Raw genomic sequence first — 26425 nt, forward strand, 5'->3', positions numbered from 1 at the left:
ATGTCGCCAGCCTAGTCCGTCAGGCTGCGGTAGAGGTCAAGGGTGCGGTCGCCGATCGTGTGCCACGAGAAGTGCTCCGTGGCGCGCTCGCGGCCCGCCGCTCCCCACGCTCGCGCGCGCTCCAGGTCTGACACGGCGTCCGCGAGCGCGGCACCAAGGTCGGCGACGAACGCGTCGGGGTCGGTCGGGGTGCCGGTGCCGTCCGTGACCTGGTCGATGGGCACCAGGATGCCGGTCTCGCCGTCGACGACCACCTCGGGGATGCCGCCGGTGGCGGTGGCGACCACGGGAAGCCCCACGGCCATCGCCTCAAGGTTGACGATGCCGAGCGGCTCGTACACGGAGGGGCACACGAATGCGGTGCACGCGTCGAGCACCGCGACAAGCTGGGGCCGCGGCAGGTGCCTCTCGATCCACACCACGCCGTCGCGCTTGGCGCGCAGGTCCTCCACGAGGCCCGTGACCTCGGCCATGATCTCCTTGGTGTCGGGGGCGCCGGCGCACAGCACGATCTGCACCTCGGGCGGCAGCGACTCGCAGGCCCTCAGGAAGTACGGAAGCCCCTTCTGGCGCGTGATGCGGCCCACGAACACGATCGCGGGACGCGAGCGGTCGATCCCCCACTCCTCGACCACTGCATCGGCCGCCGTGCGCTCCTCGTCGGTCGCCGGCGCCGCCCACGCGTCCACATCGATGCCGTTGTGGATGACGTGGACCTTGTCCGGGTCCACGTTCGGGTAGGAGCGCAGCACGTCGTCACGCATGCCGCCGGAGACGGCGATGATCGCGTCGGCGTTCTCGTACGAGGTGCGCTCGATCCACGACGACACCTGATAGCCGCCGCCGAGCTGCTCGGCCTTCCAAGGCCGCAGCGGCTCGAGCGAGTGCGCCGAGATGACGTGCGGGATGCCGTGCAGGCGCGAGGCGAGGTGCCCGGCGAGATTGGCGTACCAGGTGTGCGAGTGGACAAGGTCGGCGCCCTCGCAGTCCTTCGCCATGGGCAGGTTGTGCGCGATGACGTCGAGCGAGGAGTCACCCACTCCCCCTCCCAGCGGGTCGTAGCCGTCGACGCCGTCCTCGTCGCGTTCGCCGTCGAAGGCGCGCACGCGCACCTCGATCTGCTCGCGTAGGACGGCCGCCAGCTCGGTCACGTGGACGCCCGCGCCGCCGTAGACGTGGGGCGGGTACTCGCGGGTGAGGATGTCTGCTCGCATATCACCCACGCTAGTGGCCCTCCAGGGCGTGTGACCTGTTCACTCGCCGGTATGCCCGCCTATGCTGGGGCCATGCCAGCGCCGAAAGTTCTCGCCATCGTCCTGGCCGGAGGTGAGGGCAAGCGCCTGATGCCCCTCACCGCGGCCCGAGCCAAGCCCGCCGTCCCGTTCGGGGGCACCTACCGGCTGGTCGACTTCGCCCTGTCCAACCTGGTGAACTCGCGTTACCTGCACGTCGTGGTGCTGACGCAGTACAAGTCGCACTCGATGGACCGTCACATCGCCCGCACCTGGCGCATGTCGCCGCTGCTGGGCAACTATGTGGCCCCGGTGCCCGCGCAGCAGCGCCGCGGCAAGCACTGGTACCTCGGCAGCGCCGACGCGATTTACCAGACTGTCAACATCATCGAGGATGAGCAGCCGGACATCGTCGTCATCGTGGGTGCCGACCACGTCTACCGCATGGACTTCTCGCAGATGGTGGACAGCCACATCGCGACGGGGGCCGACTTCACCGTCGCCGGCATCCGACAGCCCATCGAGCTCGCCGACCAGTTCGGCGTCATCGAGGTCGACAAGGACCGCCCCGGCTTCATCAAGCAGTTCCTGGAGAAGCCCACCGAGCCCGAGGGCCTTCCCGACTCGCCGCAGGAGGTGCTCGCCTCCATGGGCAACTACGTCGCCTCCGTGGGGCCCCTGCTCGAGGCGCTCAAGGCCGATGCCGAGTCGGCGACGTCGAAGCACGACATGGGCGGCGACATCGTCCCCCACTTCGTCGACAAGGGCTCGTGCGGCTTCTACGACTTCGTCGACAACGACGTGCCCGGTTCCACCGACCGCGACCGCAACTACTGGCGCGACGTCGGCACCATCGACTCGTACTACGAGGCGCACATGGACCTCATCGCGGTCCAGCCCGTCTTCAACGTCTACAACCACCAGTGGCCGCTTCACCAGGGGCTCATCACCGAGCCTCCCGCGAAGTTCATCCACTCGGAGGAGGGCCGCCTGGGCCACGCCGCCGACTCGATCGTCTCCCCGGGCGTCATCGTCTCCGGCGCGACGGTCACCGGGTCGGTGCTGTCCCCCGGCGTGCGCCTGCACTCGTGGTCGACCGTCTCCGACTCGGTGCTGCTGGACGACGTGGTGATCAACCGTCACGCCCAGGTGCACCGCGCGATCCTCGACAAGAACGTGCGCGTCGAGGAGGGCGCCCGCGTGGGCATCGACCGCGTAAGCGACCTCGAGCGCGGCTTCACCGTCACCGAGTCGGGTATCACCGTCGTCCCGAAGGGCACGGTCGTCACCGCATGAGTGGACGCCTGATCGTCCTCGACGTCGACTCCACGCTGATTACGTCCGAGGTCATCGAACTCATCGCCGCGCGCGCGGGAACCCAGGAGGAGGTCGCGCGCGTCACCGAGGCGGCGATGCGCGGCGAGATCGACTTCGGCGAGTCGCTGCGTCAGCGCGTCGCGACGCTCGAGGGCGTCGAGGACTCGGTCTTCGCCGAGGTCCTGGACGAGGTGCGCTTCACCCCCGGCGCCGAGGAGCTGGTCTCCACGCTTCAGGGCGAGGGCTGGACAGCGGCGCTCGTGTCCGGCGGCTTCGAGGAGATCGTCGCGCCGCTCGCCGCCCGCATCGGCATCACCCACTTCCGCGCCAACCGCCTCGAGGTGGCCGATGGCCGCCTCACCGGCCGCACTGTCGGTCCCGTCATCGACAGGGCCGCGAAGGCCGAGGCGCTGCGCGCGTACGCGGACGAGTTGGGCATCTCCCCCGCCGACTGCGTCGCCGTGGGCGACGGCGCGAACGACCTGGACATGATGGCCGCCGCCGGCCTCGGCGTGGCGTTCAACGCGAAGCCGGTGGTGCAGACGCAGGCGGACGTGGCAGTGAACTCTCCCAGCCTCGCCGACGTGCTCGACGTCATCGAGCGCTAGCAGCCCCACGACGACGAAGGGCCGATGCGGTGGTCACCACCGCATCGGCCCTTCGCGTGCGTCTGGGGTCAGACGTCGCGGCCGGAGATCACCTTCACGAGGCGCGCGGAGCGCGACCCGAGGTCGGACCAGGCGCCGTCGTACTCGAGGACGGCGGCGCAGCCCGTGTTGAGTCCCAGCGCGATGTTCTTGAGCGCGGCGGTGTCGGAGCCGTCGCCGGCGAGGAAGGCCGTCGCCGCGGACGAGGTGGGCTCGTGGCCCACCATCACCACGACGTCGGCGTCACCCGAGGCGCGCGCGACGTCCACGAGGCCCTCGACGTCTGTCTCGTACAGGTCGTCGACCACTCGGGTCTCGACGTCGCCGAGGGCGGAGGCCATGAGCTTCCACGTCTGCTGGGTGCGCACGGCGGGCGACACCAGCGCGAGGGCCGGCGTGAGGCCCGCCGCGGCGAGCTCCTGCCCCAGCTTGGTGGACGCCTGGCGCCCGATCAGCTCGAGCGGACGGTCGAGGTCGTTCGCGTAGTCGGCGGGAGACTCGGTCTTCGCGTGGCGGGCGATGATGAGGGTCGGCATGGTCACTGTCCCATCGCGTGGACGCCACCGTCCACGTGGATCATCTCTCCCGTGGTGGCCGGGAACCAGTCGGACAGCAATGCGGTGACGGTGCGGGCGGTGGGCTCCGTCGCGGACGAGTCCCAGCCGAGCGGCGCGCGGTCGGCCCACACGCCCTCCATCTGCTCGAACCCGGGAATGTGCTTGGCGGCAGTGGTCTTGATGGGGCCGGCCGAGACGAGGTTCGCGCGGATGCCGTGCTCGCCGAGGTCGCGCGCGAGGTAGCGGTTGACCGCCTCCATCGCCGCCTTGGCCACACCCATCCAGTCGTAGACGGGCCAGGCGAAGCGCCCGTCGAACGTGAGCCCCACGATCGAGGAGCCCTTGACCATCAGCGGCAGCGCGGCCTGCGCGAGCGCCTTGAGGGAGTACGAGGAGATCTGGACCGCTGTCGACACGTCCTCCCACTCGCCCGACATGAAGTTGCCGCCCATGACGGACTGCGGGGCGAAGCCGATCGAGTGGACCACGCCGTCGAGGTGCGGAACGTGCTCGCGCACCTTGTCCGCGAGCGCCGCGAGGTGCTCCGGGTCGGTGACGTCGAGCTCGACGACCTGCGCCTCGACGGGCAGGCGGCGACCCATGGCCTGGGTGATCTTGAGGGAACGGCCGACGCCGGTCAGCACGACCGTGGCGCCCTGCTCCTGGCACAGGCGCGCGACCTCGAAGGCGATCGAGCCCTCGGTCAGCACCCCGGTCACCAGGATGTTCTTGCCATCAAGCATTCCCATGAAGTCTCTCCTTGTCGAAAACGAGCCTAGCGCCGTCGGCGCGACCAGGCCCGAGCCTAACGGCCCATGGTGGTGAACCCAGTAGATTGTCGCCCGGCGCGTGCGATCCACGCGCGGTCACGAATCGAGGAGACGCACGATGGCACTGATGAGTTGGACACTTCACGGGGACGGTCGCACCATCGCGGCCGATGCTGTGGTGAAGCCCAAGGAGCGCCTCACCTGGCCGCGCACGATTGGCCTGGGGGCGCAGCACGTCCTTGCCATGTTCGGCTCCACCTTTGTGGTGCCGCTGCTGACGGGCTTCCCGCCCAGCACCACCATCTTCTTCTCCGCGGTCGGCACCATCCTGTTCCTCATCATCACGGGCAACCGACTTCCCTCGTACGTGGGATCGTCGTTCGCGTTCATCGCGCCGATCACCGCGGCCGTCGCCTCGGGCGGCGAGGGCGCGGCGCTCGGCGGCCTGGTGGCCACCGGGCTCCTGCTCGCCGCGGTGGGCGTCATCGTCCACGTCGCCGGCACCCGCTGGATCGAGGTGACGATGCCCCCCGTCGTCACGGGAGCGATCGTCATGCTGATCGGCCTCAACCTCGCGCCGGCCGCGTGGGACATGGTCAAGGTGTCGATGGGCACGGCACTGGTGTCGGCCCTCGCGGTCATCCTCATCACCGTGCTGTTCCGCGGCATCCTCGGTCGCCTGTCGATCCTGCTGGGCACCGTCGTCGGCTGCCTCGTGGCGGCGCTCAACGGCGAGTACGACCTCACCGACTTCCACGACGCCGCGTGGTTCGGCCTTCCCGACTTCGCGACGCCCACCTTCGACCCGTCGGTGATGCTGATGTTCCTGCCGGTGATCTTCGTGCTCATCGCCGAGAACATCGGCCACGTGAAGTCCGTGTCCGCCATGACCGGCGAGGACCTCGACCCGATCACCGGGCGCGCGCTGCTCGCCGATGGCGTGGCCACCACCGTCGCCGGCCTCGGCGGCGGCTCGGGAACCACCACCTACGCCGAGAACATCGGCGTCATGGCCGCCACCCGTGTGTACTCGACGGCCGCGTACTGGTGCGCCGGCGGCTTCGCCCTGCTGCTGAGCCTGTCCCCCAAGGTGGGCGAGCTCATCGCCGCCACCCCCGCGGGCGTGCTCGGCGGTCTGTCCACGGTGCTGTTCGGCATGATCGCCGTCCTCGGTGCCCGCATCTGGGGCCAGGGCAAGGTCGACTTCGGCAACCCCGTCAACCTCATCCCCGCGGGCGTGGCCCTCGTCATCGGCGCCGCCAACTACACGTGGCAGGTGGGCGAGCTGAAGTTCGAGGGCATCATCCTCGGCACCGCCGCCGCGCTCATCTCCTACCACCTGATGGCCGTCATCACGCGCTGGCGCGACGCCTCCAACCCGGTCGCCTCCCCGGCGTATCGGGACGGCGACGAGCCGACGCCCCAGGCGTAAGTCTCCGCGCAGACGACGAGGGCCCCCGGCGGATCGCCGGGGGCCCTCGTCGTCTCTCGAGTGGCTTAGTGCCCCATACCGAGGCCGCCGTCGACGGGAAGCACCGCGCCCGAGACGTACCCGGCCGCGTCCGAGGCGAGGTAGACGGCCGCGGCGGCCACCTCATCGGCCGCACCGAAGCGCTTGGCGGGAATGGTCGCCTCGTACTGCTTCTTCGTGTCCTCGGGAAGCTCGTCCGTCATGTCCGTGGTGATGAAGCCCGGAGCAATGACGTTGGCCGTGATGCCGCGTGAGCCCACCTCGCGGGTGATCGAGCGCGCCATGCCCACCAGGGCGGACTTCGACGAGGAGTAGTTGACCTGGCCGGGGTTGCCCATGAGGCCCACGACCGAGCCGACGAGGATGATGCGGCCGAAGCGCTGGCGCAGCATCGAGTTCGTGGCGCGGCGCACGCACTTGAAGGTGCCCGCGAGGTTGACGCTCAGGACCGACTCGAAGTCCTCGTCGGACATGCGCATGAGCAGCCCGTCCTTAGTGATGCCGGCGTTGGCCACCAGGATCTCGACGCGACCGTGCTCGGCCTCGAGGGCGTCGAACGCGGCGTTCACGGCATCCGTGTCGGTGATGTCGGCGATGGCGCCGTGGACGCCGTCCGGCAGGTCGCCGCTGCGGTGGATCGAGCTGACGGTGTAGCCGGCGTCGACGAACGCTGCGGCGATGGAGCGGCCGATGCCGCGGTTGGCTCCGGTGACGAGGACGTGTCGAGTCATGGGTGCCACGGTAGTGGACGGAGGCTGCCTCACCGCGCGGCTAGCATCGTGGGGTGCACCGCCGTCCCCCGATCGTCCGCATCGCGCTCACGATGCTCATCGCCCTGACCGTCTCCGTGGTCGCGATCGAGCTCGGGTTCTGGCAGTACCACCGCCACGAGGCCAAGGCGGCGGCGATCGCCGCCTACGATGCCGCCCAGGTCTCGGGTCCGGCGCCGCTCGATGACGTGATCCCGGCGGGCAGCTCCGAGCTCCCCGGTGACGCCGAGTGGCGCGAGGTGACCGTCACCGGCACCTTCGAGACGGGCACTGCCACGGTGCTGCGCGGGCGCCCGATCGACTCCACAGCGGCGTGGCAGTACCTCGCGTGGCTCGACACCGACGACGGCCGCTCGGTGCTCGTGTCCGTGGGGTGGATACCGCAGCCCGGCCCCGACGAGGATCCGGCGGTTCCCGAGTACCCCACGGGCGAGGTCACCGTCACCGGCGTCGTGCGCGCGTGGGAGGAGGACGACGGCAAGACCGCGACCGACTCGGTGACGCGCATCACCCCTGACCAGCTCGACACCCCCGCGGGCGAGGAGGTGCCCGGCTACCTCATGATCCGCGAGGCGTGCGAGGGGGCCTCCTGCTCCCCCACTCTCGTGGGCGAGCAGGTCCCGCTTCCCGAACTCTCGCTCGGCCCGCACTTCGCGTACGCCGTGCAGTGGTGGGCCTTCGCCGCCCTCGCGCCCATCGGCGCCGTACTGCTCCTGCGGCGCGACGCGCAGATGGCCCGCGAGGAGGACGAGCCGGCCCCCGCATCGGCCGCCGCATCGGTCGCCAAGGAGCCGCGCAAGCGGCGCCGCGCCGAGCCCTCGGACGAGGAGATCGAGGACGCCCTCTAACGCGGTTTAGGCGAGGGTGATGAGGTCCCTGTACGAGTCGTTCCAGAGGTCCTCGTCCGCGTCGGGAAGCAGCAGCACCCGCTCGGGCTCGAGCGCGTCGACCGCGCCCTCGTCGTGGGTGACGAGCACCACCGCCCCCTCGTAGGTCTTCAGCGCGTTCAGGATCTCCGCGCGAGAGGCCGGGTCGAGGTTGTTGGTCGGCTCGTCAAGCAGCAGCACGTTGGCCTGGCTCACCACGAGCGTGGCGAGGGCGAGACGCGTCTTCTCGCCTCCGGACAGGACTCTCGTGGGCTTGTCGGCGTCGTCGCCGGAGAACAGGAACGAGCCCAGCACCTTGCGCACCTCGGTGTCGCCGAGGTCGGGGGCCGAGTGGCGCATGTTCTCCGCGACTGTGGCGTCCATGTCGAGGGTGTCGTGCTCCTGGGCGTAGTAGCCCAGCTTGAGCCCGTGGCCGGCCTCGATCACTCCCGTGTCAGGCCTCTCGACGCCGCCGAGCAGCTTCAGCAGGGTCGTCTTGCCGGCGCCGTTGAAGCCCAGCACCACCACCCGCGAACCGCGGTCGATGGCGAGGTCGACGTCCATGAAGACCTCGAGCGAGCCGTAGCTCTTGGACAGCCCGTGCCCGCGCAGCGGCGTCTTGCCGCACGGCGCCGGCGTGGGGAAGCGCAGCGAGGCGACCTTGTCGCTCACGCGCTCGGTCTCGGTGCCCTCCAGGAGCTTCTCGGCCCGCTTGAGCATCTGCTGCGCGGCGACAGCCTTGGACGCCTTCGCGCGCATCTTTTCGGCCTGCGCCACCAGGGCACCCGCCTTCTTCTCGGCGATGCGGCGCTCGGTGTGGCGGCGCTTCTCGTCGTCCTCGCGCTGGCGCAGGTACAGGTCCCAGCCCATGGCGTACTGGTCGAGCTCGCCGCGGTTGGCGTCGAGGTAGAACACCTTGGTGACGACGGTGCGGACAAGGTCCACGTCGTGGGAGATGACGATGAGGCCGCCCGAGTACTGGCGCAGGAACTCGCGCAGCCACACGATCGAGTCGGCGTCGAGGTGGTTGGTCGGCTCGTCGAGCAGCAGCGTCTCGGCGTCGGAGAACAGGATGCGGGCCAGCTCGACGCGGCGGCGCTGGCCGCCGGACAGGGTGTGCAGCGGCTGGGCGAGGATACGGTCGTCGAGGCCCAGGTTCGAGGCGATGCGGTGCGCCTCCGACTCGGCCGCGTAGCCGCCGGCGGCGCGGAAGCGCTCCTCGAGCGCCGGGTAGCGGTCCATGGCCTTCGCCGCGGCCTTCTCGTCCGCGCCTCCCATGGCCTCCTCCGCGTCGCGCATCTTGGCGATGATGCCGGCGAGGTCGCGCGCTGCGAGGATGCGGTCCATGGCGATCTGGTTCAGGTCGCCGGAGCGCGGGTCCTGGGGAAGGTAGCCGACCGTGCCCTTGTGGTGGACGGAGCCGCCCGAGGGCTGCCCCTCGCCCGCGAGGATGCGCGTCATCGTGGTCTTGCCGGCGCCGTTGCGGCCCACCAGGCCGATGCGGTCGCCTGCGTTGACGTGGAACGACGTCGGGCGCAGCAGGACGCGCGCGCCGATGCGCATCTCGAGATTCTGTGCGGAGATCACGAAGGATCCAGCCTCCAGGTAGGGACTTCTGTGGGATTTCTACAACACTCGCGCATGCCGGGCCGCGGCGGTACCTATCGAGCGACCGAGGTGGGTAGCGTGAGCGCCGAACCATTATCCAGCAAGGAGAGCCATGTCCCCACGTGAGGCCCTGTCCGGCCAGAACATCGCCCTCATCGCCGTGTTCGCGGCATTCATCGCCGCCTCGACGCTCGTGCCAGAGGTGACGCTCGCCTTCGGCGTGCCCTTCTCCCTGCAGACGCTCGCCGTCGTGGTCGCCGGGCTGTGCCTGGGGCCGTGGCGCGGCATGGCGGCCGTCGCCCTGTACATCCTTGTCGGGTTCGCCGGCGCCCCCATCTTCGCCAACATGTCGGCCGGCCTCGCCGTGCTGGCCGGCCCCACGGGCGGCTTCCTCGTCGCCTTCCTTCCCGCCGCCGCCGTCAGCGGCGCGATCGCCGTCGCGTTCCGCAGGCGCGGCCGGCTGAACTACCCCGCGCTCGTCATCGCCGGCCTCGCCTCGATCCCCGTCGTCTACTCCATCGGCATCCCCTGGCTGTCCGTCCGCACCGGACTGAGCCTGGCCGATGCGACCACGGCCATGGCGCCGTTCATGGTCGGGGACGTCATTAAGGTGGCCATCGCCGCCGGAATCGCGTCGGTGGTCCACCGCGCCTACCCGCGCCTGCTGACCTCGGCCCGGCCCGCGGCATCGGCCCCCCGGGACCGGAAGGCGCCCGCGACCGCATAGCCTTGACCCCATGATCGAGTTCAAGGACGCGGGCGTCACCGCGCCCGATACGGGTGTGACGATCCTCAAGCCCACCTCGCTGACCCTCACCGAGCGTCGCGTCTCCGTCATCGGAGCCAACGGCGGCGGCAAGTCCACCCTGGTCCGCCTCATCAACGGGCTCATCCCCGCGACGACCGGCAGCGTCGAGGTCGACGGCCTCGACGTGGCCCGCAAGGGCCCCGAGGTGCGCCGCAAGGTGGGCTTCCTCTTCACCGACCCCTCGGCTCAGCTCATCATGCCCACCGCCATCGAGGACGTGATGCTGTCCCTCAGGCGCACCATCAAGGACCGCGACGAGCGCACGCGCGCCGCCCTCGACGCGCTTGAGGAGATGGGTCTCGGGGACCGGGCCGATGTCGCGGTCGGGTCGCTGTCCGGCGGCCAGCGCCAGCTGCTCGCCCTCGCGGGGGTGCTCGCCGTGACGCCGTCGATCCTCGTCGCTGACGAGCCCACCACGCTGCTCGACCTGCGCTGGCGCGCCCACGTGGGCGCCCTGCTGCGCTCGCTTCCCGTGCAGCTCATCGAGGTCACTCACGACCTCGACTCGGCAGCACGCGCGGAGCGCACCATCGTCATCGACGACGGCGCCGTCGCGTTCGACGGCGACCCCGCCGAGGCAGTGCGCTTCTACCGCGACCTGATGTTCGGCCGCACCACCAGGACCGCCGCGCCGTGATCACCCCAACCGGGCTGTTCCGTGCCCGCGAGACGCCCCTGCACCACGCCCCCGCGTGGTTCAAGGTGCTGTTGCTGCTCGCGACCACTGTCGCGGTCATCATGCTCGACGACCCGGTCAGCTCGCTGGGGATCATGGCAGCGTGCCTGCTCCTGCTGGTGTCGACCCAGCCGCCCGCACGCACCACCACGGTCGCGATGGTCGGCACCCTCGTGGTCGCCGCGCTGACGTCCGCCATCCATCTGTGGCGGGGCGACTGGGCCCGCGCCGTCGACGTGAGCGCCGACCTCATCGCCGTCGTGGCCCTCGCGCTCGCCGTCGCGGCCTCCACCGCCATGACGGCAATGCTCGATCTCGTCTCGACGCTCGCGCGTCCCATCCGGGTCATCCTCCCGCCCGAGACGCTCGGCCTGATGTTCGCGCTGCTGCTGCGCGCGCTGCCCGAGGTCGCGCAGATCTACCTCGAATCGCGCCAGGCGGCACGCGCCCGCGGCTTCGACCGCAACCTCCGCGCGCTGCTCTACCCCACCACCACCCGCACCGTCGGATTCGCGCTCGAGCTGGGCCAGGCGATCCACGCGCGCGGGATCGGCGAGGAGGGCGACCAAATCGAGTCGGGCAAGCGGCGCGCGCGTCGCTCCCGCCGGTCCTCCGCCGGCCGCGACGCCACCGTCTCGGCGTCTCACACTCCCGGTGCCGGCACGGGCATCGGCTCCGACGAGGCCTGACCCCTCCCCTCGACCGGCCGGTGACCTACGCTGGCACCAGGCACGACGCGTCGGGAAGGACACGCATGAGCGACACCGCACCTGCACCCGCGCGCCGCCTCGGCCTCCCCATGCTCATCGCCATGGTCATCGGATCGATGGTCGGGGCCGGGGTCTTCTCCCTTCCCTCGACCTTCGCCGAGGCCACCGGGGTTTACGGTGCCCTCATCGCGTGGACGCTCGCGGGCGGGGGCATGCTGCTGATGGCGATCGTGTTCCAGCGCCTCACGCGCGACCGCCCCGACCTCGACGCGGGAATCTTCGCCTACGCGAAGGCGGGGTTCGGCCCCTACATCGGCTTCTTCTCCGCCTTCGGCTACTGGGCTGGCGCGTGCATCGCGAACGTCACCTACTGGGTGCTCATCTGCTCGACCCTGGGCGCGTGGATCCCCGCTCTCGGCGAGGGCGACACCGTCGCCGCCGTGGTGCTCGGTTCCGCGGGCATCTGGGCCTTTCACGCGGTCATCGCGCGCGGCATCGACACCGCCGCCGTCATCAACACCATCACGACCATCGCCAAGCTCATCCCGTTGGCCCTGTTCGTCATCGTGATCGCGTTCTCCGGGTTCTCGTGGGAGACGTTCATCGACAACCTGTGGGGAGCGCAGCCGCACTCGGCCGGCGAGCTCGCGGACCAGGTGCGCGCCACCATGCTCGTCACCGTGTTCGTGTTCCTCGGCGTCGAGGGTGCCAACGTCTTCTCCCGCTACGCGAGGCGCCGCGAGGACGTGGGCAGGGCCACAGTCATCGGCTTCCTCAGCGTGCTGGCGCTGTTCGTCGTCGTGACGATGCTGTCCTACGGGGTGCTGCCGCGCGAGGAGCTCGTCGCCCTGCGCCAGCCCTCGGCCGCCGGTGTCATGGAGGCCGCCGTGGGGCCATGGGGCGCGTGGCTGGTGAGCATCGGCCTGCTCGTCTCCGTCCTCGGTGCGTACCTCGCGTGGACGCTGCTCGGCGCCGAGGTGCTGTTCGCGGCGGCCAAGGGCGAGGACGCCCCGCGGTCGCTGGCCCGCGTCACCCCGCGCGGCGTTCCCTTACGGGCGCTCACGGCCACCTCCGCGCTCAGCCAGGTCTTCCTGGTCATCGCCTTCTTCTCCGAGAGCGCCTTCGACTTCTCTCTCGAGCTCACGAGCGCGGTGACGATCCTGCCGTACCTGCTGACCGCCGGCTTCGCACTCAAGCTCGCGCTCGGCGGCACCCGCAGGGCAGGCACCCTCGCCCTCACCGGGACCGCGCTGCTGTACACCTGTTACCTCGTCTACGCGATGGGCCTGCAGTACGTCCTCATCGCGCTCATCGTGTACGCGCCCGCGACCCTCATGTACGTGCGCGCGCGCCGCCAGCGGGGCCTGCGCGTCTTCACGCACTGGGAGGCGGCGCTGTGCGTCGCCGTCACTGCGGGCGCGCTCGTGGGCGCGTGGGCGCTCGCCGCGGGCCGCATCGGCTTCTAGCCCACCCGTCCACCGTCCTGGTGGCCCGATATGCGGCACTCCGGCGCCTTTCAAGACGCAAATGCGGCCATTTGCGCCAGGTCGGGGGCGGGCGGCGGGGCATCAGAGGCAAGCGAGAGGGCCGATGCCGGGGTCACCCCTGGCATCGGCCCTCCGTGGTCTCGCTGTGGCGACCTAGACGTTGAAGCCGAGCGCGCGCAGCTGCTCGCGGCCGTCGTCCGTGATCTTGTCCGGGCCCCACGGCGGCATCCACACCCAGTTGATGCGGAAACCGTCGACGATGCCGTCGAGGACCTGGCCGGCCTGGTCCTCGAGGACGTCGGTCAGCGGGCACGCCGCCGAGGTGAGGGTCATGTCGATGACGGCGTGCTGGTTCTCGTCCAGCGACACCCCGTACACGAGGCCCAGGTCGACGACGTTGATCCCCAGCTCGGGGTCGATGACGTCGCGCAGCGCCTCCTCGACATCCGCGGCATTCGCGGGGGTCTTGGTGTCAGTCATGCCTGATCCTTTCGTGCATGGATGAGGGCGTCCTTGAACGCCGACCATCCCAGCATGGCGCACTTGATGCGCGCCGGGTACTTTCCCACTCCGACGAAGGCCGTCGCGTCGCCCAGGAGGTCCTCCCGGTCGTCGTCGAGGGGCTCGCCCTTGGACTGCATGAGGGCGCGGAACGCCTCCATGGTCTCCTCGGCCTGCTCCAGGCTCTGGCCCTCGACAAGCTCGGTGAGGACCGAGACCGAGGCCTGGGAGATGGAGCAGCCCTGGCCCTCCCACGACACCGACCCGACGGTGACGCCGTCGAGGCCCACCCTGAGGGTGATCTCGTCGCCGCAGGTGGTGTTGATCTGGTGGGACTCGCCCACCTGGATGAGACCGGGGTCCTTTAGGCCACGGCCATGGCCCTCGCGGGCGTGGTCCATGATGACCTGCTGGTACATCTGCTCAAGGCTGCTCATACGCTCACTCCGAAGAAGGCGGGGACCTCGGCGAGCGCCGCGAGGAGGGCGTTCGCGTCGTCCGTGGACGTGTAGACGTGGGCGCTGGCACGGGTCGAGCCCGTCACGCCGAAGCGTCGATGCAGGGGCTGGGCGCAGTGATGGCCCACCCTGACAGCGATGCCACGGTCGTCGAGGAGCTGGCCCACGTCGTGGGGGTGGACGCCGTCGACGACGAAGGCCGCGAGGCCGATGACGTCGCGCTCAGTTTCGCTGCCCACGGGGCCCAGCAGGCGCACGCCGGGAATCGCCGACACTCCTTCGCGCAGCAGGTGGCCGATCTCGCGCTCGTGCGCCTCGACCCGCTCCATGCCGAGCTCCATGAGGTAGTTCGCCGCGGCGCCCATTCCCACCGCCTGCGCGACGGGCTGCGTGCCCGCCTCGAAGCGGGTAGGTGCGGGGTGCCAGGCGGTGGACTCCATCGACACGATCGTCACCGCTCCCCCGCCGAAGACGGACGGCGGCAGCGTGTCGAGCAGCTCCTTGCGGCCGTACAGCGCGCCGATGCCGGTGGGGCCGAGCATCTTGTGACCGCTGAAGGCGGCGAAGTCGACGTCAAGGTCCTTCACGTCGACGGGCAGGTGCGGCACCGACTGGCAGGCGTCGAGCACGGTGAGGGCACCCACCGCCTTGGCGCGTGCCACGAGCGTGGCGACGGGCGAGATCACTCCGGTGACGTTCGACACGTGAGTGAACGCGAGCACCTTGGTGCGGTCGTTCACGAGCGAGTCGAGGTCGTCGAGGATGAGCCGCCCGAGGTCGTCGACGGGGATCCACCGCAGGGTGGCGCCGGTGCGGACCGCGAGCTGCTGCCACGGCACCAGGTTGGCGTGGTGCTCCGTCTCGGTGACGCAGATCTCGTCGCCGGGGCCGATGCGGTACCGCGCGGACTCCTCGCCGCCGATCCCGCTCGTGGCGTTGCCGATGCCCGAGGCGACGAGGTTCATCGCCGCCGTCGCGTTCTCGGTCCACACGATCTCGTCGTGCGAGGCGCCCACGAGCGTCGCGACGGAGGCGCGGGCGGACTCGAACAGTCCGGTCGCCTCCTCGGCAAGCAGGTGGGCGCCGCGCGCGACGGCACCGTTGTGACGCTCCTCGAAGTCCCTCACCGCGTCGAGCACCGCTGTCGGCCTCTGCGAGGTCGCGCCGGAGTCGAGGTACACGAGGTCCTTCCCGTTCCTGACCGTGCGGGTCAGGAGCGGGAAGTCCGCGCGCAGATCGGGAAGGTGCATCGTGGATTCCTTACGCGGAGGCCAGGAAGCGGTCGTAGCCCTCGGCCTCGAGGCGGTCGGCGAGCTCGCGGCCGCCCTGCTCGGCGATCTGACCGTTCACGAAGACGTGGACGAAGTCGGGCTGGATGTACTTGAGGATGCGCGTGTAGTGCGTGATGAGCATGATGCCGAGGCCCGTGTTGTCCTTCACGCGGTTCACGCCCTCCGAGACGATGCGCAGCGCGTCGACGTCGAGGCCGGAGTCGGTCTCGTCGAGCACGGCGATCTTCGGGGCGAGGAGCTCCATCTGGAGGATCTCGTGGCGCTTCTTCTCACCGCCCGAGAAGCCCTCGTTGACGTTGCGCTCGGCGAACGACGAGTCCATGCGCAGGTCGTCCATCGACTTCTTGACGTCCTTGACCCACGTGCGCAGCTTGGGAGCCTCGCCGTCGATCGCGGTCTTCGCGGTGCGCAGGAAGTTCGACACCGACACGCCGGGGACCTCGACGGGGTACTGCATGGCGAGGAACATTCCCGCCTTCGCGCGCTCGTCGACGCTCATCGCGAGGACGTCCTCGCCGTCGAGAGTCACGGAGCCCTCGGTGATCTCGTACTTGGGGTGGCCGGCGAGCGAGTACGCAAGGGTCGACTTGCCCGAGCCGTTGGGGCCCATGATCGCGTGGGTCTCGCCGGAGTTGATGGTCAGGTCGACGCCCTTGAGGATCTGCTTGGTGCCCTCGGGGGTCTCCACGGAGGCGTGGAGGTTCTTGATTTCCAGGGTGCTCATGATGCTCCTTGATTCACTTCTTAACGCTTGGGGTTATCGACGTCGACGAGCACGCGCTCGCCGTCGATGCGGACGGGGTAGGTGGCCACGGGGGTGACGGCTGGCAGCTCGTCGGGCTCGCCGGTGCGCACGTCGAAGCGGGACCCGTGGGCCCAGCACTCGACGAAGCAGCCCTCGACGTCGCCCTCGCCGAGCGGCACCTCGCCGTGGGTGCACATGCCGCCGATGGCGTAGAAGTCGCCATCGTCGGTGCGCACCACGGCCACGGGGGTGTCCGCGCCGGACTCGAGGGTGAGGTCAACGTCCATCGCGCTTCCCGGCGCGAGATCGGTGACCATGCACGCGAGCTGCTCGCTCACGCCTGCTCCTCCGCGAGTTCCTCGTTGACGTGCTCGAGCTCGAGGTCGATCGCCTTCATGAGCGACTCCTCGACGGTGGGCACGCCGATCTCCTGGATGAGGTCGGCGAAGAAGCCACGGACCACGAGCTTGCGGGCCTCGTCCTCGGAGATGCCGCGCGAGCGCAGGTAGAACATCTGCTCGTCGTCGAAGCGACCCGTCGCGGAGGCGTGACCGGCGCCGGCGATCTCGCCGGTCTCGATCTCGAGGTTGGGCACCGAGTCCGCGCGCGCGCCGTCCGTGAGGACAAGGTTGCGGTTGAGCTCGTAGGTGTCGGTCTCCTCGGCCTCCTTGCGGATCAGCACGTCGCCGATCCACACGGTGCGGGCGGTCTTCCCGGCGAGGGCACCCTTGTAGGTCACGCGCGACGTGCAGCGCGGCACGGCGTGGTCGACGAAGAGCTGGTGCTCCTGGTGCTGACCGGAGTCGGCGAAGTACAGGCCGAACAGGTCGACCGACGCGCCCTCGCCCGCAAAGGCCGCGGACGTGTTGAGGCGCACGGCCTTGCCGCCGAGGGTGACGACCGAACCGCGCAGGCGCGAGTCGCGGCCCAGGCGGGCGACGACCTCACCGGCGTGGACGGCGTCCTCGTCCCACAACTGCAGGAGCACGAGGTTCAAGCCGGAGTTCTCCGCCAGGTCCACCGAGACGAACTCGGAGTACGTGGCGGTGCCGCGGCGCTCGATGATGACGGTTGCCTCCGACGAGGCACCCGCCTCGACGAGGAGGTGGCCGCGCACGTCCGCACCGGTACCGGTGAGCGTGATCTGGATCGGCTCGTCCACGACGGTGTTCGGGGCGATGGTCAGCGCCATCGCGCCGCCCGCACGTGCCGCAGCGACGGCCGCCGCGCGGTCGCCGGGCGCACGCACCGAGCGCTCACGCGCATCGGCCGTCGACACCTCGGTCAGCGTGACGCCGGCCGGAAGCTCCGGGACGTCCCACTCGAGGTGGCCGTCCGCGGCGGCGTCGACGAACACCGGCGCGAGGGCCTTCGTGGGAGAGAACCGCCACTCCTCCTCGCGGCCCGTGGGCACCGTGAACGCGTCCACCTCGAACGAGGTGGGACGGTCCGCGCGCGAGGCGTCGGGGGTGGGGGTGCCGAGTCCGTGCGTGTGCGCGGCGTCGGCGGTGGCTCGGGAGTGGTCAGTGACGGTCAACCGACGGATCCTTCCATCTGCAGTTCGATGAGGCGGTTCAGCTCGAGCGCGTACTCCATGGGGAGCTCGCGCGCGATGGGCTCGACGAAGCCGCGCACGATCATCGCCATGGCCTCCGTCTCGTCCATGCCTCGGGACATCAGGTAGAACAGCTGGTCCTCGGACACCTTCGAGACCGAGGCCTCGTGACCCATGTGGACGTCGTCCTCGCGGACGTCGACGTAGGGGTACGTGTCGGAGCGGCTGATCTGGTCGACGAGCAGCGCATCGCACAGCACGTTCGACTTGGAGTTCTTCGCGCCCTCGAGGACCTGCACGAGGCCGCGGTACGAGGTGCGGCCGCCGCCGCGGGCGACGGACTTCGACACGATCGAGCTCGAGGTGTTCGGGGCGGCGTGCACCATCTTGGCGCCGGCGTCCTGGTGCTGGCCCTCGCCCGCGAAGGCGATGGACAGCGTCTCGCCGCGCGCGTGCTCGCCGAGCATGTAGATGGCCGGGTACTTCATGGTGACCTTGGAGCCGATGTTGCCGTCGACCCACTCCATGGTGGCGCCCTCGGCGGCCGTGGCACGCTTCGTGACGAGGTTGTACACGTTGTTCGACCAGTTCTGGATGGTCGTGTAGCGCACGCGGGCGTTCTTCTTCACGACGATCTCGACGACGGCCGAGTGCAGCGAGTCCGACGAGTAGATCGGCGCCGTGCAGCCCTCGACGTAGTGCACGTACGAGCCCTCGTCGGCGATGATGAGCGTGCGCTCGAACTGGCCCATGTTCTCCGTGTTGATGCGGAAGTAGGCCTGCAGCGGGATCTCGACGTGGACGCCCGGCGGGACGTAGACGAACGAGCCACCCGACCACACCGAGGTGTTCAGCGCAGCGAACTTGTTGTCACCGACGGGGATGACGGTGCCGAAGTACTGCTCGAACAGCTCGGGGTACTCACGCAGGCCGGTGTCGGTGTCGACGAAGATGACGCCCTGGGCCTCGAGGTCCTCACGAATCTGGTGGTAGACCACCTCGGACTCGTACTGGGCGGCGACGCCAGCGACGAGGCGCTGCTTCTCGGCCTCGGGGATACCGAGCTTGTCGTAGGTCGCCTTGATGTCCTCGGGGAGCTCGTCCCAGGAGGTGGCCTGCTTCTCCGTGGAACGCACGAAGTACTTGATGTTGTCGAAGTTGATGCCCGAGAGGTCGGAACCCCAGTGCGGCATCGGCTTCTTCTCGAACATCTTCAGGCCCTTGAGGCGCAGGTTCAGCATCCACTCGGGCTCGTTCTTCAGCGCCGAGATGTTGCGCACGACGCTCTCGTCGAGGCCGCGTCGCGCAAGCGAACCGGCCACGTCGGAGTCGTGCCATCCGTACTCGTAGCCACCGATCGACGCGATGATCTCCTCATCGGTCGCCTGGGCGGCGTTGTCGGTAGGGGTGCTCATGGTCATCCTTCCTTGGGCGCCGCGATAGCGACGGGGATGGTCGTGGTGCACACGTGTGCTCCGCCTGCCAGGGTCGACAGGCGCTGGACGTGGACGTCGAGGAGGCGGGAGAAGACGCGGGTCTCTGCCTCGCACCACTCGGGTGCCTCCTCGGCGATGGACTGGACGGGGCAATGCCCCTGGCACAGCTGGACCGTGTAGCCGCCGGGCCCGGGCCGGACCGACGTGGCGTAGCCCTGGTCGGCAAGTGCCGCCGCAAGCGCGTCGACCTTGTCCTTCATGGGCGCCTCGTCGGGGACGGCGTCGCGCACGGAGGCCTCGAGTTCGCCGAGCTTGGCCTCGACGAACTCGTCGAGCTGCCCGTGGTCGCGCATGAACGAGACGGCGTCCACCGCCACCGCCGAGTAGGCGGTGGTGAGGGAACGCTGGCCGTCCGTCGTGGCGACGTACGACTTGGCGGGCCTGCCCCGTCCCCTGATGTGGGTACCGGGCTGGTCCTGCTCCGCGATCAGGCCCTCGTCGACCAGGGCACCGAGGTGGCGCCTCACGCCGGCGGGCGTCACGCCGAGCTCCTCGGCGAGCCAGGCGGCGGTGATGGGACCGGCCGAGGCGATGAGCCCCATGACGCGGTCGCGCGTGGTGTCTGAAGCCACGTCTCACTCCTTCCGCTGCGGGGCCCACTGGCCCGGTTTCAGGAAACATTCTTGTTGCCCAAATGCTTCCTCGCAAGCAAGGGAAGCCTTACCTGAGGCGTTGCGTAAATGGCCGATGCCATCCTCACCTGGGCGGACGGCCGCGGCCGCCGGACGTTGGTCCCGCCGGCACCGACGCGAAACTACTATGGACGCGTGCTCACCCGCCTCATGACCTCCCTGCGGCGCGCCCTGATCTGGGTGCTCGACTGGATCACCCGCCACGCGCGGGGCTTCACGATCGCCAACATCCTGACGCAGGCGGGCATCATCGTCACGGGTGGCGTGGTCCGCCTCACGGGCTCCGGTCTTGGCTGCTCGTCGTGGCCTCAGTGCGAGCCCGGGCGATTCACCCCCGAGTTCCACCCCGAGACGTGGTTCCACCCCGCCGTCGAGTTCGGCAACCGCATGCTGACCTTCGTGCTCGCGATCGTCGCGCTCGGCGTCGCGATCGGCATCTGGCGTTCACGCTCCGCCCTCAAGTGGTGGGGCCTCGTGCCGGGCATCGGCGTCATCCTGCAGGCCGTCGTGGGCGGCATCACCGTGCTGGTCGAGCTCCACCCCCTGCTGGTGGCGCCTCACCTCCTGCTGTCCACCGCGCTCGTGTGGTATTCCGTGTGGCTTGCGCTCACGTACCGCCGCGCCCCGCGGCGCGCGGGCACCTCGATCATCTGGCACCAGCGGGCGCTCGCGCTCAATGTCGCCGTGATCCTGTTCCTCGGCGCCCTCACGACTGGCGCCGGCCCGCACTCGGGCGACGCCGAGGCCACCGAGCGTCTCGCGCTCGACCCCGAGCTCATCGCCCGCGCCCACGCCGCCTCGGTGTGGCTGTTCCTCGCCCTGTTTGCGCTGCTCGTGTGGAGGGTCCGTCGTGACGCCTCCGAGGGCGCACGCGACGAGGTGCGGCGCGCCTGGGTCGTCCTGGCCGTGGTCACGCTGGCGCAGGGCGTCATCGGCTACATCCAGTACTTCACCGGGCTTCCCGAGTGGCTGGTGGCCCTGCACCTGGTGGGCCTCGGAGCGTTCGCCGCGGCTCACTCGGCGAGCCACTTCCTGCTGAAGACCTCGCGCACGGCCTAGGCGCTGCATCGGCCGCTCCTAGACTGGACGGCGTGAGTAGCAGCGCCGACGACACCGTCACCCTTGCCCGCGTCGAGTCCGCGGCGGCCACGCTGCGGGGCATCGCGCAGCGCACCCCCATCGATCACGCCACCCACCTGAGCGACCTCATGGGCGTGCCGGTGACGATGAAGCTCGAGAACCTTCAGCGCACGGGCTCGTTCAAGTTGCGCGGCGCCACGTACCGCCTGTCGCGGCTGAGCGACGAGGAGCGCGCCCGCGGCGTCGTCGCCGCGTCGGCAGGCAACCACGCGCAGGGCGTGGCCTTCGCGGCCCAGCAGCTCGGCATCGAGGCCACCATCTTCATGCCGCTGGGTGCCCCCGTGCCCAAGCTCCTCGCGACCAAGGGCTACGGCGCGACCGTCGTCACCGAGGGCGCGACAGTCGAGGACTGCCTCGCCCTCGCGGCGGAGCATGCCCACCGCACCGGCGCAGTCATGATCCACCCCTTCGATCACGCCGACGTCATCGCCGGCCAGGGCACGGTGGGGCTCGAGATCGTCGAGGACGTTTCCGACGTCGAGACCATCGTCGTGCCCGTCGGCGGCGGCGGCCTCATCGCCGGCGTCGCCGTCGCCGCGAAGGAGGCGGCGGCTCGGGCCGGCCGCGAGGTGCGCATCATCGGAGTGCAGGCGGGAGCATCGGCCGCCTATCCCCCGTCACTTGACGCAGGCCACCCGGTCACGATCGAGCGCGACGCGACCATCGCGGACGGCATCGCCGTCGCGCGCCCGGGCGAACTCACGTACCCCCTCATCGCGTCCCAGGTGGACGGCATCGTCACGGTGGACGAGGACTCGCTCGCGCGCGCGGTGCTGCTCCTGCTGGAACGCACCAAGCTCGTCGTAGAACCCGCGGGCGCCGCGGGAGTCGCCGCGATCCTTGACGGCCTCATCGAGGCGACCGGCCCCACCACGGTGGTGCTGTCGGGCGGCAACATCGACCCGCTCCTGCTGCAGCGGATCATCGGCCACGGGCTCGTCGCCTCGGGCAGGTACATGACGATGCGGATCCCCTTGCCCGACCGCCCCGGTCAGCTCGCGCGGGTGTCCGAGATCCTGGCTGCCACCCGGGCGAACGTCATCGAGGTGCTGCACACCCGGCACGACACCGGGCTCACGGTGAGCGACGTGGTGCTGCAGGTCAGCGTCGAGACGCGCGGCCCCAACCACCAGCAGGAGGTCCTGGGAGCGTTGGCCGATGCCGGCTTCCTGCCGTCCGTCGCGGACGCGGGGCGCGAGGGCTAGGTCCGCTCAGCGGATCAGACGCGTGGCCTCCGGTCGCTGCCACGGGGCATCGGCCGCGCGCAGGGACGCGAAGCCCGCATCGCGCGAGCGCGCCGCCGCAAGCAGGCCCACGGCCGCCGACGACGCGTGGATGCGCCCGTCGAGGACGGCGGCGACGGCCGCGTCGAGGTCGACCCACTCTCCGAGCATGTCGGCCTCCTCGTCCTCGCGGACGTGACGCCGATCCTCCGGCACCGCGGCGATCCCGCGCGCGAGGAACACGCGCACGGCCTCCGAGGTGCCCCCGCCAGACGGGTAGTAGTCCGCGAGCGTGTGCCACACGCTCGCGGTGAGGTCAGCCTCCTCGAAGAGCTCGCGCCTGGCGGCGTCGACCGGGGCCTCGCCGGCCATGTCGAGCAGGCCGGCGGGCGGCTCCCAGCACTCCGCCCCCACGGGATGGCGGTACTGACGCACCAGGTAGACGCGGCCGTCATCGTCGAGGGCGACGATGACGACGGCTCCGGTGTGGCGCAGGTAGTCACGGGTGACGACGCGGTCGTCGCCAAGGTCTACCTCGTCGCTCGCGACGTCCCAGACCTTGCCGGTGAAGCGCTCATGAGTCGCGATCACACGGCGAGGTCCGGGGACGTCGGCGAGGAACATGGGGGAACCCGTCAGACGGCGGCAGGCTGAGCGGCCTGCTCCGCCCCGCGCTGACGCTCGAGCGCCGCGCCGATGAGGCCGGCGAACAGCGGGTGCGCGTTGGTGGGGCGGGACAGGAACTCGGGGTGCGCCTGCGTGGAGATGTAGTACGGGTGCACCTCGCGCGGCAGCTCGACGAACTCGACGAGCTCACGGTCGGGCGACTCACCTGAGACGACCAGGCCGGCCTCCTCGAGCTGGGCACGGTACTTGTTGTTGACCTCGTAGCGGTGGCGGTGACGCTCCCCCACGGTCGTGGAGCCGTACGTGGTCGCGGCGACCGAGCCCTCCTTGAGGACGGCCTGGTACTCGCCGAGGCGCATGGTGCCGCCCAGGTCTCCCTGGCCGTCGACGATGGTGAGCTGCTCCTCCATCGTGGCGACCACGGGGTGAGCGGTGTCGGGGTCGAACTCGGAGGACGAGGCGCCCTCGAGGCCCACGACGTTGCGCGCGTACTCCATGACCATGGTCTGGAGGCCCAGGCAGATGCCGAGCGTGGGCACCAGGTTCTCGCGGGCCCAGCGCAGGGCGCCGATCTTGCCGTCCACGCCACGCACGCCGAAGCCGCCGGGGACGAGGACAGCGTCCACACCGCCGAGCGCGCGCTCGGCGTCCTCGGGCGTCTGGCAGGTGTCGGAGGCCACCCAACGCAGCTTGACGCGCGTCTTGTGGTGGAAGCCTCCGGCGCGCAGCGCCTCGGAGACCGACAGGTAGGCGTCGGGAAGGTCGATGTACTTGCCGACAAGCGCGACCTCGACCTCGTCCTTGGGCTTGTGCACACGGGTCAGCAGGTCATCCCACGCGCCCCACTGGACGTCGTGGAACGGCAGGTTGAGGCGGCGCACCACGTAGGCGTCGAGGCCCTCGGAGTGCAGCACCTTCGGGATGTCGTAGATCGACGGGGCGTCGACGGCGTTCACGACGGCGTCGGGCTCCACGTCGCACATGAGCGCGACCTTGGCCTTCACGGAGGCGGGAACCTCACGGTCCGAGCGCAGCACAAGCGCGTCGGGCTGGATGCCGATCGAGCGCAGCGCGGCGACAGAGTGCTGGGTGGGCTTGGTCTTCTGCTCCCCCGACGGCCCGATGTACGGCACCAGGGAGATGTGGAGGAAGAACACGTGGTCGCGGCCCACGTCGTGGCGGACCTGGCGCGCCGCCTCGAGGAACGGCTGCGACTCGATGTCGCCCACCGTGCCGCCGACCTCGGTGATGATGACGTCGCAGTCGGGCCCGGCCTGATCGCGCATGCGGCGCTTGATCTCGTCGGTGATGTGCGGGATGACCTGGACGGTGTCGCCCAGGTACTCGCCGCGGCGCTCCTTGGCGATGACCTGCGAGTACACCTGGCCGGTGGTGACGTTCGAGGAGGCACCGAGCTTGACGTCCAGGAAGCGCTCGTAGTGGCCGATGTCGAGGTCGGTCTCAGCGCCGTCGTCGGTCACGAAAACCTCGCCGTGCTGGAAGGGGTTCATGGTGCCGGGATCCACATTCAGATAGGGATCCAGCTTCTGCATGGTGACGCGCAGGCCGCGCGAGCGCAGAAGGCGGCCAAGCGACGATGCGCTGAGGCCCTTACCGAGAGACGAGACGACGCCTCCGGTGACGAAGATGTGCCGTGTGACGTGGTCCGTGCCGGACGAGATTCGAGTTCGCTCCACGGGCTTCAATGCTAACACCGACGCGGCGCCCGCGGGTGCGGGGCCACGCCGGTGGCCGCGATCAGGGCAGCATCGAGCGGCCGTCACCCGGTCCGTAGGCGGCGACCTCGCCGCCGATGTTCTGGGCAAGTGCCAGGGGCGTCGTGATCCTGCCGTAGTAGTCGAGGCCCGTCACGACGGTGGTGACGAGTTCGGCAGAGGCGGAGGCATTGGCCACGGCGCTCGGCACGTCGCCGGTCCTGTCGACTCCCGAGGCGACGGCGACGCCGTCGGCGTACTGCGCGAGCACGCCGGCCAGGTCGGCATAGGCGGCCGATGCCGTGGCGCGCTGGTCGTCGTCGTCCGCACCGGCGCCGGCGGTCATCACGACGGCGCTGACGTCGCCGGAGACGGTGCCCGAGACCATGTCGGCCTCGACGAGCAGCTCCATCAGCAGGTTGGCGCGCTCCTGCGGGTCGCCGTCGGCTCCCGCGGCGGGGCCCGCCTCGGGCATGAGCGCCTGTGCCAGCGCGTGGGCGAGGACGGTCGTCGGGGCGGCGTCGGTGTCGACACCCACGAGGTCGGGCGCGAGCGTCGAGGCAAGCGAATTACGGAACGCTGCCTGGTCGGGGTCGGTCCAGGCGGCGCCGATCTCGATCTGGCCGCTCACGGACGCTCCGGCCTGCACCAGGCGGTCCGATAGCGCCGCCGTGTCGTCGTCGGAGGTGTCGGCGACGGCGATCGTGGCCACGGACGCTCCATCGAGTGTGCCGGGCAGCAGCGCCGCAGCGCTCTCGTCGGCGAACTGCTCGCCGGCGACGGCCTCGTCGCGCTGGTGCGCGAGGTCGGACTCGGCGTCGTCGACGTCCTGCTCCAGCTGGGCGATGCGCTCGTCCTGCTCGCCGACAAGCGCGGTCCGCATGGGACCCGAGCCCATAACGATACCGATCGCGAGGGCGAGGAACACGGCGGTGAGCGACACCACGTGATAGCGGAAGTCCTTCATCAGCTGCCTCCGATCCACGAGGTAAGGGCCTGCCACACGTCCTCGACCCAGGCGCGTCCGCCCGGCGTCACCCAGATCGCGGCGCCGAGCGCGAGCAGGCCGGCGACGAGCATACTGACGAGTGTCCAGGCGCTGTAACGATGCCGGTAGACGAGCGCGAGGGTGGTGGCGTCCACGAGCGCTCCGCCCGCGGTCAGGCGGGCCAGGAAGGTGCCGGCGGCATCGGCCTGCGGCGATTCCAGGTAGTCCATGAGTCGCGACTCGACGCCGACGGTGACAATCACCTCGGCGCCGCCGGCGTGAGCGATGAGGATCGCGAGGTCCACCGAGGACAGCGCGGTGTCGGCGCTCGAGTGATCAAGTCCCAGCGCCTCGGCGCGAGCGAGTCCTGCCTCGCCCCCGCGGGGCGCGTGCACCACCGCATGCGAGGCGGCGCGCAGCGCCGGCTCGCCCATGGTCTCGAGGTCACCCACGACCACGGAGGCCGCGGGGCCAAGGTCGAGCGCGGCATCGGCCGCCTTGTCGATCGCGATGACGACCGGGCGCACGTCGCGAAGGTAGCGCCGGATCTCCCGCAGCTGCTCGCGGTGGCGGTAGCCGGGCGCGACGACGACGACATGGCGGCCGGCGAGCGGCACGCTCGTCGTGGGAAGGCCTTGACCCTCAAGCAGCACGTCGCCCTCGTGCATCACGGTTTCCATCGCGTTGGCCGTGAACATCTGCAGCTGGACGCGCATGCCATCGGCGGCACCGCGCATGGCGTCGAGGATCGCCTCGGCGTCGAGCACGGTCCCGGTGGCGACGACGGCGCCCTTGGCGCTGATCTCTCCCCCGGCGATCGACACCGTGGTGCCGTCCTTCAGATCGAGGACGGCCTCGCCGGCGGCGTCGATCAACGGAATGCCGGCGTCGAGCAGGATGCGGGGACCGCCGGCGGGATAGCGGCCGGAGATCGAGGGGCGGGCGTTGACGACGGCGGCCGGGCGGTGCGACGCAAGTTCCTCCGCCGAACGCTGATCGAGGTCCATCACGTCGATGACCGCCACGTCGCCCGCGCGCAGGCGACGCGCGAGGGCGGTGACGGTGGGCTCGACGCGCACGGGACCGACGATGGTGCCGTCGCCCGCGACCGTGGATTGCGCGGTGCGACTCATG

General features: G+C 70.2%; 27 protein-coding genes. 10 read left to right on the forward strand and 17 right to left on the reverse strand.

Annotated elements, in window-relative coordinates; translation table 11 throughout:
• Positions 1–11 precede the first annotated feature (11 nt).
• A complete protein-coding gene (gene glgA, locus B7K26_RS08250; protein ID WP_084078496.1) occupies positions 12–1214 on the reverse strand; it encodes a glycogen synthase in 1203 nt (400 codons plus the stop codon).
• 72 nt (positions 1215–1286) lie between these two features.
• On the opposite strand from glgA, the gene glgC reads away from it, so the two are divergent.
• Positions 1287–2528, forward strand: coding sequence for a glucose-1-phosphate adenylyltransferase (glgC, locus tag B7K26_RS08255; RefSeq protein ID WP_084078497.1), 1242 nt, complete (start codon positions 1287–1289; stop codon positions 2526–2528).
• A complete protein-coding gene (serB, locus tag B7K26_RS08260; protein WP_084078498.1) occupies positions 2525–3157 on the forward strand; it encodes a phosphoserine phosphatase SerB in 633 nt (210 codons plus the stop codon). Before glgC ends, serB begins: the two co-directional genes overlap by 4 nt.
• Positions 3158–3225: 68 nt before the next feature.
• On the opposite strand, the gene B7K26_RS08265 is transcribed toward serB, so the two are convergent.
• Entirely contained in the window at positions 3226–3732 is a 507-nt protein-coding gene (locus tag B7K26_RS08265) for a histidine phosphatase family protein (protein WP_143340579.1), read from the reverse strand.
• A gap of 2 nt (positions 3733–3734) precedes the next feature.
• A complete protein-coding gene (gene fabI, locus B7K26_RS08270; RefSeq protein ID WP_084078500.1) occupies positions 3735–4502 on the reverse strand; it encodes an enoyl-ACP reductase FabI in 768 nt (255 codons plus the stop codon).
• Between the two features lie 139 nt (positions 4503–4641).
• Here fabI and B7K26_RS08275 point away from each other — a divergent pair, with 139 nt between their 5' ends.
• The gene (locus B7K26_RS08275; RefSeq protein ID WP_084078501.1) at positions 4642–5955 is read left to right on the forward strand and encodes a uracil-xanthine permease family protein; all 1314 of its coding nucleotides are present in this window, start codon (positions 4642–4644) and stop codon (positions 5953–5955) included.
• 65 nt (positions 5956–6020) lie between these two features.
• On the opposite strand, the gene fabG is transcribed toward B7K26_RS08275, so the two are convergent.
• The gene (gene fabG / locus B7K26_RS08280; protein WP_084078502.1) at positions 6021–6725 is read right to left on the reverse strand and encodes a 3-oxoacyl-ACP reductase FabG; all 705 of its coding nucleotides are present in this window, start codon (positions 6723–6725) and stop codon (positions 6021–6023) included.
• A 53-nt stretch (positions 6726–6778) separates the two neighbouring features.
• Between fabG and B7K26_RS08285 the strand changes: the two genes are divergently transcribed.
• The gene (locus B7K26_RS08285; protein ID WP_084078503.1) at positions 6779–7612 is read left to right on the forward strand and encodes an SURF1 family protein; all 834 of its coding nucleotides are present in this window, start codon (positions 6779–6781) and stop codon (positions 7610–7612) included.
• Positions 7613–7618: 6 nt separating this feature from the next.
• Here B7K26_RS08285 and B7K26_RS08290 read toward each other — a convergent pair whose 3' ends face one another.
• Positions 7619–9193, reverse strand: a complete 1575-nt coding sequence (locus B7K26_RS08290) for an ABC-F family ATP-binding cassette domain-containing protein (RefSeq protein WP_375537579.1) — start codon at positions 9191–9193, stop codon at positions 7619–7621.
• Between the two features lie 157 nt (positions 9194–9350).
• Between B7K26_RS08290 and B7K26_RS08295 the strand changes: the two genes are divergently transcribed.
• The 4 genes from B7K26_RS08295 to B7K26_RS08310 all read left to right on the forward strand — a co-directional run bounded on the left by B7K26_RS08295 (position 9351) and on the right by B7K26_RS08310 (position 12898).
• A complete protein-coding gene (locus B7K26_RS08295; protein WP_084078505.1) occupies positions 9351–9965 on the forward strand; it encodes a biotin transporter BioY in 615 nt (204 codons plus the stop codon).
• 10 nt (positions 9966–9975) lie between these two features.
• Positions 9976–10683, forward strand: coding sequence for an energy-coupling factor ABC transporter ATP-binding protein (locus B7K26_RS08300; protein WP_084078506.1), 708 nt, complete (start codon positions 9976–9978; stop codon positions 10681–10683).
• Positions 10680–11411, forward strand: coding sequence for an energy-coupling factor transporter transmembrane component T (locus tag B7K26_RS08305; protein WP_084078507.1), 732 nt, complete (start codon positions 10680–10682; stop codon positions 11409–11411). Before B7K26_RS08300 ends, B7K26_RS08305 begins: the two co-directional genes overlap by 4 nt.
• A 65-nt stretch (positions 11412–11476) precedes the next feature.
• Entirely contained in the window at positions 11477–12898 is a 1422-nt protein-coding gene (locus tag B7K26_RS08310; RefSeq protein ID WP_084078509.1) for a basic amino acid/polyamine antiporter, read from the forward strand.
• Between the two features lie 174 nt (positions 12899–13072).
• On the opposite strand, the gene B7K26_RS08315 is transcribed toward B7K26_RS08310, so the two are convergent.
• From B7K26_RS08315 to B7K26_RS08350, 8 genes are read right to left on the reverse strand one after another with little or no spacing between them, the layout of a single operon-like run.
• Positions 13073–13399, reverse strand: coding sequence for a metal-sulfur cluster assembly factor (locus tag B7K26_RS08315; RefSeq protein ID WP_084078511.1), 327 nt, complete (start codon positions 13397–13399; stop codon positions 13073–13075).
• Entirely contained in the window at positions 13396–13857 is a 462-nt protein-coding gene (gene sufU, locus B7K26_RS08320; RefSeq protein WP_084078513.1) for a Fe-S cluster assembly sulfur transfer protein SufU, read from the reverse strand. The genes B7K26_RS08315 and sufU overlap by 4 nt, the downstream gene beginning before the upstream one ends.
• Positions 13854–15128, reverse strand: a complete 1275-nt coding sequence (locus tag B7K26_RS08325; protein ID WP_084078515.1) for an aminotransferase class V-fold PLP-dependent enzyme — start codon at positions 15126–15128, stop codon at positions 13854–13856. Before B7K26_RS08325 ends, sufU begins: the two co-directional genes overlap by 4 nt.
• 10 nt (positions 15129–15138) lie before the next feature.
• Complete coding sequence (gene sufC, locus B7K26_RS08330; protein ID WP_084078517.1) at positions 15139–15894, reverse strand: Fe-S cluster assembly ATPase SufC; 756 nt, start codon at positions 15892–15894, stop codon at positions 15139–15141.
• 20 nt (positions 15895–15914) lie between these two features.
• Positions 15915–16253: a non-heme iron oxygenase ferredoxin subunit gene (locus B7K26_RS08335; RefSeq protein WP_084078518.1), complete on the reverse strand. Its 339-nt coding sequence runs from the start codon at positions 16251–16253 to the stop codon at positions 15915–15917.
• Positions 16250–17452: a Fe-S cluster assembly protein SufD gene (gene sufD / locus B7K26_RS08340; RefSeq protein ID WP_234998752.1), complete on the reverse strand. Its 1203-nt coding sequence runs from the start codon at positions 17450–17452 to the stop codon at positions 16250–16252. The genes B7K26_RS08335 and sufD overlap by 4 nt, the downstream gene beginning before the upstream one ends.
• Positions 17449–18891: a Fe-S cluster assembly protein SufB gene (sufB, locus tag B7K26_RS08345; RefSeq protein ID WP_375537576.1), complete on the reverse strand. Its 1443-nt coding sequence runs from the start codon at positions 18889–18891 to the stop codon at positions 17449–17451. The genes sufD and sufB overlap by 4 nt, the downstream gene beginning before the upstream one ends.
• A complete protein-coding gene (locus B7K26_RS08350; RefSeq protein WP_234998753.1) occupies positions 18888–19538 on the reverse strand; it encodes a metalloregulator ArsR/SmtB family transcription factor in 651 nt (216 codons plus the stop codon). Before B7K26_RS08350 ends, sufB begins: the two co-directional genes overlap by 4 nt.
• Positions 19539–19733: 195 nt before the next feature.
• On the opposite strand from B7K26_RS08350, the gene B7K26_RS08355 reads away from it, so the two are divergent.
• The gene (locus B7K26_RS08355) at positions 19734–20657 is read left to right on the forward strand and encodes a heme A synthase (RefSeq protein WP_159449650.1); all 924 of its coding nucleotides are present in this window, start codon (positions 19734–19736) and stop codon (positions 20655–20657) included.
• Positions 20658–20689: 32 nt separating this feature from the next.
• Positions 20690–21943, forward strand: coding sequence for a threonine ammonia-lyase (ilvA, locus tag B7K26_RS08360; protein ID WP_084078520.1), 1254 nt, complete (start codon positions 20690–20692; stop codon positions 21941–21943).
• 6 nt (positions 21944–21949) lie between these two features.
• On the opposite strand, the gene B7K26_RS08365 is transcribed toward ilvA, so the two are convergent.
• From B7K26_RS08365 to steA, 4 genes are all read right to left on the reverse strand, one after another.
• Positions 21950–22585 carry an NUDIX hydrolase gene (locus tag B7K26_RS08365; protein WP_084078521.1) on the reverse strand — a complete coding sequence of 212 codons (636 nt, stop codon included), beginning with the start codon at positions 22583–22585 and terminating at the stop codon, positions 21950–21952.
• 11 nt (positions 22586–22596) lie between these two features.
• Positions 22597–24285: a CTP synthase gene (locus tag B7K26_RS08370; protein ID WP_084078523.1), complete on the reverse strand. Its 1689-nt coding sequence runs from the start codon at positions 24283–24285 to the stop codon at positions 22597–22599.
• A 61-nt stretch (positions 24286–24346) separates the two neighbouring features.
• Positions 24347–25270, reverse strand: coding sequence for a copper transporter (locus B7K26_RS08375; RefSeq protein ID WP_084078525.1), 924 nt, complete (start codon positions 25268–25270; stop codon positions 24347–24349).
• Positions 25270–26424, reverse strand: a complete 1155-nt coding sequence (steA, locus tag B7K26_RS08380; protein ID WP_084078527.1) for a putative cytokinetic ring protein SteA — start codon at positions 26422–26424, stop codon at positions 25270–25272. The genes B7K26_RS08375 and steA overlap by 1 nt, the downstream gene beginning before the upstream one ends.
• Position 26425 lies beyond the last annotated feature (1 nt).

Origin of the sequence: Demequina sp. NBRC 110057 (genome assembly GCF_002090175.1) — a bacterium.
GTDB lineage: Bacteria > Actinomycetota > Actinomycetes > Actinomycetales > Demequinaceae > Demequina.